This window comes from Yinghuangia soli (genome assembly GCF_021502675.1).
GTDB classification, from domain to species: domain Bacteria; phylum Actinomycetota; class Actinomycetes; order Streptomycetales; family Streptomycetaceae; genus Yinghuangia; species Yinghuangia soli.
In genome coordinates this window covers 1-10,958 of sequence record NZ_JAKFHA010000072.1, presented here as the reverse complement: position 1 = coordinate 10,958, position 10,958 = coordinate 1, and the positions used below count along the sequence as shown (strand labels likewise).

The following is a 10,958-nucleotide window of genomic DNA, read 5'->3' as shown; positions in this document are numbered from 1 at the left end:
CGCCGCACAACGCCGCGAACGCGCCCGCGTCCGCAGCGAAAAGGGCGTCCGCTACGGCGGACGCCCCCTCACCCAAGCCGCCTAACCAACCGGCAACCCGGCGAACCTTTCCGGTCACAGCACTAGGGCCTCCGCCTGGTCGTACTACGCCCCTCAACGGGTTCCTCGAACCAACCGCGCGTCAGGCCCATTCCGTCGCCGACCGGGATGCGCTTGCCGTCGGCCTCCGCCTCCAGGACCACGTCGATGCGGTTCGCAATCGACCGGGCCAGGGGCGCGTCGTACTTGGCGACGACCAGCGCCAGCGCGGCGCTCAACTCCGCCGCCTGGGCCGGCGAGAGTCCGTGCGGCAACGCCACGAGCGTCGAGGAGCGGCCGGGAACCGAGTCCCCCATCACGCTCGTCAGCACGATCGGTCGCGGCTCGGTGCCGCGAACGAGCGTCAGTTCGGGCCCCAGGGCAACCGCGGTCACCGCGATGCGACCGGGCTCGAAGGGCGACAGGTCAGTGTTCAAAGCAATCCCAGGTGAGTAGGTCTCGGCGTCGGCAAGCGATCCGGCGCACGCGAACACGAAGCGGACGAGCAAGGGGGTGGTCGGGGCGGAGCACGCTGGGCGCGATCGGTCGCCGGCACGCTCCGCCCCTCCCGTCGCCTCGGGACGCGGTCCGAGGCGATCCCGGCGCTGCGGCGCCGGATCATCCTGCGGCGGCGCAGGGGCTGAGGGAGCCACCGCCGCAGGGAACTGTGGGCTCTAGCCGGTGGGCACTGCCGCCGCGATCATGCCGATGTGCTCGGTGAACTGGCGCCCCAGCGTCTCGACGTCTCGCGGGTCCAACAGCGCGGCCACCGCCGAGCCTTCGGCGAGCAACGTCGCAACACGGTCACGTACCGGGCGGAGACCGGACAGGGCGGCGATGCAGTTCATCGCGTGCGCCTCCGTGATGTCGAGAGCCATGGCGCCACGCGACTGGCCGGGATACGACGGCGGCAGGCAGAGCCGATAGTCGTACCCGGGTCGGTCACTCACCTCCACCCCGATCGGGGCCAGGGGCTCGACCGTCTCGCTCGGCTCGTAGGGCTGCACCCTGCAGAACACCGCACAGACGGCCTTGCAGCCTGCCCCTACCCGGACCTCCAACTCGTCGGCGGCCTGGGCGACGATCAGGAGACCGCGCCCACGTGTCGTGTTCGCGTCCACCCCAATCGGGTCGAACTGCGGCAGCCGATCGGGCACGCCGTCCAGGAGGGCGATCACGCATCGCCCCGGCTCCCAGCGAACAGTGATGACGAAGTCCTCCGACTCCTCGGCGTGTTGGACACAGTTCGTGGCCAGTTCGCTCACCACCAGGCGCGCCATGTCCTCGTCCAGTCCGCAACGAGCAGCCAACGGCCCCACCTGGTCCCGCGCCACCTTGACCGACGATTCGGCCGCCGGCAGCCGCCATGACCAGGTCAAGCACGCGGAATCCATCGACTCAAGCGCGGTGCTGTCCACTGCACCTCCTCCGGCGCGGGCTTCGAACGATGCTGCGTGTGCAGGAGGCCGGCACCGGGAATCAAGCCAGTGCAGTCGCCCTGCTCGGTTGGCTTTCAGTGAACTTTCCCTGGCTTTAGGGCGTCGGGTGCCACCAGCGGGTCCATTTCCATGCGGGGGGCCACGTTGGGGGGCCAGGATCGAAATCGCGACAGTCAGGACTCGTGGGGGCGGGCATGATGACACCAGACGGCATCGGCACCATGCTGAGAGATCACCGGGAAGCCGTCGGCCTCAGCCGCATGGACATGGCGCTGCTCTTACAAAACGCCCAAGGTGGCGCGTGGTTCGACGTTGAGAACTTGAAGCGTTGGGAAACCGAGCGCCGACTCCCCACGCCGCGGTGGCACTCACTACTCGCCGCGGCGTACGGGCGGGACGAACGGGAGATCGCCCACGCGGTGGCCAACTCCCGACGGTGGCGCAGGTCGCAGGAGGCGACCGGCGGGCAGGAGGATGAGAACGTGAAGCGACGACAGTTCCTCGGAGCTGCTGCCGCGGTGACAGGAACCGCAACCGGCATCGTGGCCCTACCCGGCATAGCCGAAGCACGAGACGACATCGACCGCGCGCTGTCCGACTCCACCTCGGGCGACCTCGCGTACCTGGAAGGCGCATTCGAGAACCACCGCGGCGGCTATCGAGGGCGCGCCCCTGACGATGTGCTCGCGATCATGTGCTCGGACCTCGGCCTCTTGGGCGAAGTCCTGGCCCGCCCACATCCGGCAGCCACACGCGCGGGGCTCGCTCGCTCGGCCGCCGGGATCACCGGCCTGGTCGCGATCATCCAGCACGACCGCGGCGACCAGCGCGACGCCCACGGCTGGTTCGCCACAGCCGAGCGGGCGGCCCGCGAATCCGGCGACCGACACATGCTCTCCTGGGTGCTCGCCAGGCACGCCATGGTCCCCCTCAACTACAAGGCGCCACGCGCCGCTGCCGACCTCGCCAGCCGCGCGAGGGCCGAGGCCGGACGCACACCCACGGCTGCCGCAGCTCTGGCCGCCGCGGTCGCTGCGCGCGCACTTGCCTCCGTCGGCGACCAACAAGGCGCACTCCGAGCGGTCGCCGACGCGCGGACCATCGCCGAGCGTCTGGCCCTCTCGGAGACTGCGGACACCTGGTTCGGCTACCCCGCGCAGAAGCACCACGTCCACCTGTCCCAGGCGTTCACCCTCATGGGTCGGACTCGCGACGCCAACGACGAGCAACAAGCCGCGCTTGCGCTCACACGCACGCCCTCAGTCATGACCCGCGCACTGCTGACTATCGACGCCGCGACCTGCATGAGCGCGGACGGCGATCACGACGGGGCGGCGGAACTCGCGGCGGGCGTCTGGGTCGGCCTGCCTCATGCGTATCGCGACGGCCTGGTGCGCACCCGCGTCAATTCCTTGCACAACCGGTTGAATGGACGCGCCTACGACCGGCTCGCCGAAGTTCTGAGTGCGTAGGTCTGACCCCGCCCCGCTCCCGCGTCCGGAACCCGCCCGTCCGGCAACGAAACGGTGCGCCGCCCCGGGCCGGCTCGCTACGCTGCCAGGGCAGGACCGTCCGACTCCGGAAGCCCGCCACCGGGCTCACCCGAAGGGCAGTTGACGCCATGCCGCGCAGGCGGATCGGTCCAGGGGCCGCGGCCGGTGCCTCGACGGTGTTCGCCTTCGCCGCCGGACTCCTGGCCAACCTCGCCACCGCGCAGTGGACCTGGACGATCGGCGCGGCCCTGCTCGTGCTGGTCGTGATGTGGGCGGGGCTGGAGGTCTGGAAGGCCAACGGCGGCCCGGCCGGCCCCACCCCGGCCGCCGCACCGCCTACCGGCTCGGCTGCCGTGGCCCCGGCCTCCGACGAGGCTCTTGCGACCCGGGTCCCGTGGATGGCGCCCCCGGCCGACGGGATCATCGAACGCCCCGAAATCGGGGCTGCCTTGCTGGCCGCGCTGCTGGCCCCCGAAGCCGGCGAGGTCAGCCTGGTCACCGCGCTGCGCGGCGCCGGAGGCTTCGGGAAGACGACACTCGCGGCCTGGGCCGCGCACCGTCCCGAACTGCGCACCCGCTTCCCGGGCGGACTGCTCTGGATCACCCTCGGGCAAGGCCTGCACGGCGCCGAACTCGCCGAGCGGATCAACGACCTCAGCGCCAGCCTCACCGGGATCCGGCCCAACCTCACCGATCCGGATGCGGCAGGGGCGGAACTCGGCCGACTTCTCGACCAGGCGGGCCGCCCGGTCCTGCTGGTGGTGGACGACCTCTGGGAGCCCGCACAGCTACGGCCGTTCCGGTACGGCGGCCGCTCCTGCACCCGGTTGATCACCACGCGTGTGGCCGCCGCGGTGCCCGACGGGGGCGTGCAGCTGTCCGTCGATGCGATGACCGGCGGACAAGCACGGCGCATGCTGACTGACCGGATCCCGGAGCTGACCCCGGAGGACGCCGACCGGATGGCCAACGCCGCAGGCTGCTGGCCGGTCCTCCTCCGGCTGCTGCACGGCGCCCTGCGGCAGCGCGTAGCCCGCGGACAACCCGTCACCGACGCGGCCCGGGACACCACGGCGAGCCTCGAACAGCACGGCCCCGCGGTATTCGACGCCGCGCGTCCCTCGCACCGGAGCCAAGCGGTGGCCGCCACGATCGACGCGAGCCTCGACCTGCTCCCGGACGAGGACCGCGAGCACTACCTGGACCTGGCGATCTTCCCCGAGGACGTCGACATCCCCGTCCAGGTACTCCGGCTGCTGTGGCCCGGAACCCACGTCGAACGCTGGTGCGAGGACGTCGCCGGACTGGGTCTGGTGGCCGACTACCGCCTCGACGCCCCCGGGCCGCGAGTCGTGTTGCACGACGTCGTGCGGGCCTACCTGTTGACCCGCCGCGGCCCCGACGAACACGCCGCAGCCCACCGCCGGTTGCTCGATGCCGCGGCCGGGCTCCTGGGCACGGCGGCAGCAGGCCGCGGCGCGTGGTGGCACCTGCCCGACGAGCAGGACTACCTGTGGCGCTACCTGGCCTACCACCTGGCGGCGGTCGGCCGACCGGACGAACTCGACGAACTGGTCGTCGATCTGCGCTGGGTGGAAGCCCGGACCCGGCGGGCCGGTTCCGTCGTCGGGGCCCTCGTCGACCTGCGCCGCACCGAGACCGACGTGCCGCGGATCCTCCGGCGGGTCCTCGAACAGTCGGCCCCGATCCTCGGGCCGGTCGACCCACCGGGAGCACTCGGCTCGACAATCCTCGGGCGCGTCACCGGTGTTCCGGGGCTGGACGCCGTCGCGACCGCCTACCGGGCGACGCTGCCCATACCCCGCCTCGAACCCGCCCGGCCCTACCCGGACCGCCCGGATCCGTCGCGCGCGCACCGTACCGGGCATCTCGGGCAGCAGACGAGTTGCGCCTTCTCGCCGGACGGCACCGAAATGCTGACCGCGAGCCTCGACGGCACCGCGCGCGTCTGGGACTTGGCCACGAGTACCGAGCGGCTGGTCCTCACCGGCCACGTCGGCGGCCTGTGGGCCTGCGCGTACTCGCCGGACGGCAGTTGGCTCGCCACCGCGAGCGACGACGGGACGGCGAGACTGTGGGACTCCGCGGAAGGCCGGGTCGCCAAGGTCCTGGCCGGACACGTCGGCCCGGTCCACGATTGCGCCTTCACCACCGACGGAACGGTCCTGGCCACGGTCGGCCACGACGGGACGGTCCGGCTGTGGCGGGTCGCGGACGGCAGCGAGATGGCAGTGCTCCGGGGACACTCGTCCCCGGTCTGGTCCTGCGCGCTGTCGGCCGACGGTTCGGCGCTGGCCACCGCCGACGACGACGGCGAGGTGCGCGTGTGGGACCTGCCGTCCGGCCGCGAACGGACGACCAGGGCCGACCTCGGTGAGCGGCTTCGGGATTGCGCGTTCCTGCCCGGTGGGGACCGCCTGGTCACCGTCGGGCGTCGCGGGCGGGTCGCGGTGTCGGACCTCGCCGCACATGCCGGTCCGCAGGTGCTTGCGAGCGTCGGGGACTGGCTGTGGAGTTGCGCGGTCTCCCCGGACGGGAGTCTCGTCGCGGCCGGCGACCAGCGCGGCGTGCTGCGGTTGTGGCGGACGTCCGACGGAACCGAAGCCCGCGTGATCAACGCGCAGATGGGGCAGATCCGCGGCTGCACGTTCTCCTCGGACGGCCGCCTGATCGCCACGGTCGGTCTCGACGAGGCTTGCCGGGTCTGGGACTTGGCGACCGGGGCGGAGACCGCCACGCTCACCGGGCAGACGCCGTTCGTGCACTGTGCGTTCTCCCGGGACGGGGCATGGCTGGCGACGACCGACCGCCGGACGGTCTACCTGCGGCATGCGGACGCCCACCACGGGCCGGGGAGCGGATCGGCGGCTTTCCGGGACGGCGTCCGAGGCACGGCCTTCTCGCCGGACGGCGGCACACTGGCGATCACCGGCCGCGACGGCCCGGTCCGCCTCCGCGCGGTGCCGGGCCTCGCGAGCAGTGGGGAACTGGCCGGCCACGACGGCGGCACCATCAGCTGCGCTTTCTCACCCGACGGGCGACTCATCGCCACGGCCGGTGCCGACGGCCTGGTACGGCTCTGGCGGACCGGCGACTTCGGCTGCGCGGGAACCCTGGCCGGGCACAGCGGGCGCGTGACCAACTGCGATTTCTCCCCTGACGGAACCCGGTTGGCGACGGTCGGCGCGGATGGCACGGTCCGCCTCTGGGACGTCGCCTCCGGGTCGGAGTACGCACTCTCGCGCGGCCACACCGACTCCACGAGCGAGTGCGCCTTCTCGCCCGACGGCTCCCGCATCGCGACGACCAGCGACGACGGAACCGTGCGGCTCTGGAAGGTCGCCGCCGGTCTCGAGCCCGAGCATGTGCTCGACGCCCATGTCGGATGGGTCGAACCCTGCTGCTTCTCGCCGGACGGCGAGTTGGTGGCGACCGGCGGATGGGACAGGACGCTCAGGATTTGGGACGCTGCGACCGGCGTATGTCTGTGCGCCACCCGCCTGGGAGGCGATGTGCTCGGCATCGCGTGGCATCCGTCCGGCGACTGGTTGTGCCTGGTCGGCAGCGGTGGTCTCTATGACGTCGCCTACCGCGCCCGATGATGTGTGTTCACGGATGCGGACTGCGTCGGACCGATCAGATCAGAAGGGAGGATGAAGCGTATGGACGACAGTGGTGCACTCATCTGGAGAAGTGCATCCAGCACAGGGAACTGTGTGGAGGTCGCCCGGACGGCTCGAGGGGTTTTGGTGCGGGACTCGAAGGTGCGCAGTGGGCCGCGTGTGGAGCTCTCGCCGGGTTCCTGGGGCCGCCTTGTCAGCGGTTTGGCAGGGACCGGACCCGACCTGATCAGTCGGTGATGTTGTGGGTGCCGAGAACTCCATCCGCGCAGGTCAGGAGCCCAGTGGGGGTTGAGGCACAACAATGCCTTCACCCGCGGCGCAGGCGTGTTCACCACTGAGGGGGCATGATCATCCGTGCTCCTTCGCCTCGCCTACCTCGCCGTCACGACCGTGTTCGCCGCGCTGCGGCTGCTGCCCACGAGCGACCGCGCCAAGGACATCGAGATCCTGGCTTTGCGGCATCAGCTCACCGTCCTCGAGCGGCAGCTCAGCGACCGGCGGCCGAGGTTCACAGCTGTGAGTGCCGAAAACTCCATCCGCGCAGGTGGCGGACGGTGAGAGGCGCGTGGCCGGCTCGATGATCATGGCTGCGGCAGCATGACCGTCCGTGCTCCTCCGATTCACCTACCTCGCCGTGACGAACGCGTTCGCCGCACTGCGGCTGCTGCCCATGAGCGACCACGACAAAGACATCGAGATCCCGGCCCTGCGCCACCAGACCACCGTCCTCGAACGGCAACTCGGCAACCGACGTGCACGGTTCACGGCGCCGGACCGGGCAATGCTCGCGACGCTGCTGCACCCTGTCCTGGTCGAATACTCGGCCGTCACGTTTGACCTGCGCGTTCGCCTGATCCGATGATCATCGATCGTGACTGCTCGTCTGCTGTACCGGCTCGTCTTCCACGTGTCCCAGTGGCTCGCCCTGTTCGCACGCTCGGCCGCTGCGAAGGACGCGGAGATACTCGTGCTCCGCCACGAGGTGGCGGTGTTGCGCCGAGCGAATCCGAAGCCGCGACTGTCGTGGCCAGACCGCGCGTTGCTGTCCGCTCTCGCCAAGGTGTTGCCCAAGGCGCTGCGGGCGCACCGGATCGTTACGCCGGGCACACTGCTGCGCTGGCTTCACCGCTTGGTCGTCGCGCGGTGGCGGCAGCCGCGTCCGCCAGGCCGACCACCGCTTCCTGAGGACGTGGTCGCGTTGATCGTGCGGTTCGCGACCGAGAACGGCACGTGGGGCGTCGTGCGGATCCAGGGCGAACTGCGCCGCCTGGGCCACCACGTGGCCGCATCCACGTTCCGCAGGATCCTGCGCGCACGCAAGGTCCCGCCGCCCGGCCGGCGCGACGACGCGTGGCGCACGTTCCTGCGCGCCCAAGCCGATTCGCTGCTGGCGATCGACTTCTTCCACGTCGACACCGTGACGCTGAAGCGGATCTACGCCGCGTTCGTCATCGAACCGGGGACCCGGCGCGTGCGGCTGCTCGGCGTCACCGCACACCGACCGGCGCCTGGGCCGCGCAGACCGCCCGCAACCTCGCCGCCGACCTTGAGGACGCCGGGCACCGGTTCGCCTACCTCATCCGTGACCGGGACGCGAAGTTCACTGCCGCCTTCGACGCGGTCTTGGCCTCGATCGGCATCGGCACCGTCCTCACCGCACCCCAGGCGCCGAGCATGAACGCGTTCGCGGAACGCTGGATCAACTCGGTCCGCCGCGAGTGCACCGACCGGCTCCTCATCACCGGCGAACACCACCTGCGCACCGTCCTTGCCACCTATGTCGAGCACTACAACGCCGGCCGCAGCCACCAAGGCGACGGACTGCACCTGCACGCCCCCGACGACGACCCGAACGTGCTCGCCTTCCCGGCACAACCCGACCGGATCCGCCGCCGACAAGTCCTCGGAGGCCTGCTCAACGAGTACCAGCCAGTCGCATAAAGCCGCAGGTCAAGGCAGGTGGCCGCGTTTTCGACCACCACAGGCACTGCGTCCGAGTCTCCCAGGGCAGCTGGGGCTTTCCGCGCGCACCACACTGGCCGTCAACCAGTGCTCCTACTGAACAACCACGGTGCGGTCTGCGCACCTCCAGAGACAGAATTGTGCTGGCTCTGGCGGCCACATGCCAGGCACGGTCTACGCCGGCGGTTCCGCGTACCGAGGAGACACGATCCGATGAAGAACTGGTACTACATCCTGAACCCGACACTCACGACGATGAACGGCCACCTCTCCACCCCGGACAGTGTGTTGCACCTGGCACGGACCGCACCTCGCGACGACTGGTGGCTGGCAGCGAAGCGCCATATCGCGGCGGGGGATCGCATCTGGATCTACTTTGCCACTCCGCTCAAGCAGGTGGCCGCAATGGCGGATGTCGACGGTGCGCCCTACGAGATCTCCGGGGACAGGAGGAACAAGTGGCGGTTCCCGGCAACACTGAACCTCGGGGCCACGCAGGCACTCAACCGTTCTCCCGTCCCGCTCTCGGAGCTGTCCAATCAGCGCCCACAAGGTGTCTTCTCGGCGACAGCCGAAGACCTGCAACTGCTGTTGAAACACGCGGGGCTTTGACCGCACGAACACGCCCGTCAGCCGAAGCCTTCCTCTGCGATGCCGACAAGCACAACGGGGATGGCCCGGCCCCCAGGCCGGTTCCGTCATGATGTGCGTGTGGACCATGAATTGGTGATGCGACTGCGTGAGCTGCTCGGCACCTACAAGGTGCTGCGCGACACGGGGGCGAGCGGTGCGCAGCAGCGCGGCCGACAGTTCAACGTGTTGCTGGCCGATCTGCTCAAGGCATGGGGCATCCCAGCCGAGCACAGCATCCGCGGACTGGACGGCCGCGACGAGATCGACGTGGCGTTCTCAATCGCCGACGTCAACTACATCCTCGAAGCCAAGTGGGAAGCGAAGGCAGTCTCGTCCGACCCGACTACCAAGCTCGAGCGCAGGCTGAGTAACCGCCCGCCGGGCACGCGAGGCATTCTCGTGTCGATGTCGGGCTACACCAAACATGCCCTCAACGATGCCAAGAGCCACACCAACGTCCTCCTGCTCGACCGCGCCCATGTCGAAGCCATGCTGTGTGGGCTGGTCGGCCCCCACGACCTCCTTCGCCAGCTCTACGCTCGAACCGCCGCCATCGGTGGCTCGTACGCAACCCTCGCCAATACCCTGTTCCACAAGGAACCCCCGCCCGGCTCCTGGGGCGCGGCGACACCGGGGGATCCGTGGACCGTCGTGAAACTCACGACTTCCGGCACCGCCGCCACGCTACTGCGAACTGGTAGATGGCCGACGACCCACTATCCGCAGGCAGCAGCCTGGTCTCCACCCGACGACCTGCTGGTCACCACGAGATCGGGTGTGGTGCGCGTCCGACTGCCCGACGGAACCACCCACTGGGAACTCGCACTTCACGACTGTGAAGGCGAAGCGATCCTTCACGACGACGAGACTCTGCTGGTGCTGTGCCGCGGCACAGCCGTGCGCTGGAATCGCAAGTCAAAGACGCTGGACCTGCTCGGAGGCGCGCTGGGCCTGGGCACACTGATGACCGGCGCAGACGGCGAAGTCTGGGTATTCGGCTACAGCGGTGGCCTGCACGACGGTTCGGTCACCCTCACCAAGCTCGGCGACCGCCCCGGCGACGAGGAGCGCCACGAGATCCCCGCTCCTGCAGGCATCGAGACCGCGATCTGGCTCGACGGACAGCGTTTCTTCCTCTCCGGAAACGGGCACAGCGCGATGCTCGACCTCGCCGACGAACCCGCGACCATCGACGCACTGGACCAGATTCCTTCGCCGCTGCCGAACCCGCGGACCGCCACAAAGCTCACTCCGCACAGCGTCCTGATCGCCAGCAACAAGGACGGTCTGGACGCCTTCGTGTGCCGCCTCGATCTCGACACCGGCAAGTCCACGGACCTGGTCGACCTGACCGTGAACCGCGTGCTCGGCATGACCCAGACGTACGACGATGCGGGCAGCGCACGCTTCCTGCTGCTCGTCGACGTCGCCGGCAACGACCCCGAAACCCGACCGCTCATCCTGGAAGTCCGCACGTCCAACTCGTGAGTTCCCGGGCACAATCCACAAGCCGGGACACCTGTGGGTGCCGAGAAGTCCATCCATGCAGGTGGCGGCCGGTGCGGCGGCGCAGGACTGAGTCCACCTCCTAATGCTGTTGTCAACCCGCTGATGTGACCGGGAGTTCGTGTTGGTAGCACCGTCCGTCACGGATGAGGGCCCACAGGACGTTCACGCGTCGGCGGGCCAGAGCGAGCACGGCCTGGGTG

Annotated in this window: 11 protein-coding genes; 9 read left to right on the top strand and 2 right to left on the bottom strand. The window is 69.8% G+C overall.

The window, feature by feature from the left end:
- Positions 1-122: 122 nt before the first annotated feature.
- Both LZ495_RS43270 and LZ495_RS43265 read right to left on the bottom strand, forming a co-directional pair.
- The gene (locus tag LZ495_RS43270; RefSeq protein ID WP_235058802.1) at positions 123-587 is read right to left on the bottom strand and encodes a hypothetical protein; all 465 of its coding nucleotides are present in this window, start codon (positions 585-587) and stop codon (positions 123-125) included.
- Between the two features lie 165 nt (positions 588-752).
- The gene (locus LZ495_RS43265; RefSeq protein WP_235058801.1) at positions 753-1,496 is read right to left on the bottom strand and encodes an ATP-binding protein; all 744 of its coding nucleotides are present in this window, start codon (positions 1,494-1,496) and stop codon (positions 753-755) included.
- A gap of 215 nt (positions 1,497-1,711) precedes the next feature.
- Here LZ495_RS43265 and LZ495_RS43260 point away from each other — a divergent pair, with 215 nt between their 5' ends.
- From LZ495_RS43260 to LZ495_RS43220, 9 genes are all read left to right on the top strand, one after another.
- Complete coding sequence (locus LZ495_RS43260) at positions 1,712-2,989, top strand: NsdA family TPR-like regulatory protein (RefSeq protein WP_235058800.1); 1,278 nt, start codon at positions 1,712-1,714, stop codon at positions 2,987-2,989.
- 149 nt (positions 2,990-3,138) lie between these two features.
- Entirely contained in the window at positions 3,139-6,633 is a 3,495-nt protein-coding gene (locus tag LZ495_RS43255; RefSeq protein ID WP_235058799.1) for an NB-ARC domain-containing protein, read from the top strand.
- Between the two features lie 51 nt (positions 6,634-6,684).
- On the top strand, positions 6,685-6,891 hold the full coding sequence (locus tag LZ495_RS43250; RefSeq protein WP_308268957.1) for a DUF397 domain-containing protein: 207 nt from the start codon (positions 6,685-6,687) through the stop codon (positions 6,889-6,891).
- A gap of 117 nt (positions 6,892-7,008) precedes the next feature.
- A complete protein-coding gene (locus LZ495_RS43245) occupies positions 7,009-7,212 on the top strand; it encodes a hypothetical protein (protein ID WP_235058797.1) in 204 nt (67 codons plus the stop codon).
- Positions 7,213-7,261: 49 nt separating this feature from the next.
- The gene (locus LZ495_RS43240) at positions 7,262-7,516 is read left to right on the top strand and encodes a hypothetical protein (RefSeq protein ID WP_235058796.1); all 255 of its coding nucleotides are present in this window, start codon (positions 7,262-7,264) and stop codon (positions 7,514-7,516) included.
- A 9-nt stretch (positions 7,517-7,525) separates the two neighbouring features.
- Complete coding sequence (locus LZ495_RS43235; RefSeq protein WP_235058795.1) at positions 7,526-8,332, top strand: helix-turn-helix domain-containing protein; 807 nt, start codon at positions 7,526-7,528, stop codon at positions 8,330-8,332.
- On the top strand, positions 8,329-8,595 hold the full coding sequence (locus tag LZ495_RS43230; RefSeq protein ID WP_235058794.1) for an integrase core domain-containing protein: 267 nt from the start codon (positions 8,329-8,331) through the stop codon (positions 8,593-8,595). Before LZ495_RS43235 ends, LZ495_RS43230 begins: the two co-directional genes overlap by 4 nt.
- 234 nt (positions 8,596-8,829) lie before the next feature.
- Positions 8,830-9,228: a hypothetical protein gene (locus LZ495_RS43225; protein WP_235058793.1), complete on the top strand. Its 399-nt coding sequence runs from the start codon at positions 8,830-8,832 to the stop codon at positions 9,226-9,228.
- 99 nt (positions 9,229-9,327) lie between these two features.
- Positions 9,328-10,737, top strand: a complete 1,410-nt coding sequence (locus tag LZ495_RS43220) for a restriction endonuclease (protein WP_235058792.1) — start codon at positions 9,328-9,330, stop codon at positions 10,735-10,737.
- Positions 10,738-10,958 lie beyond the last annotated feature (221 nt).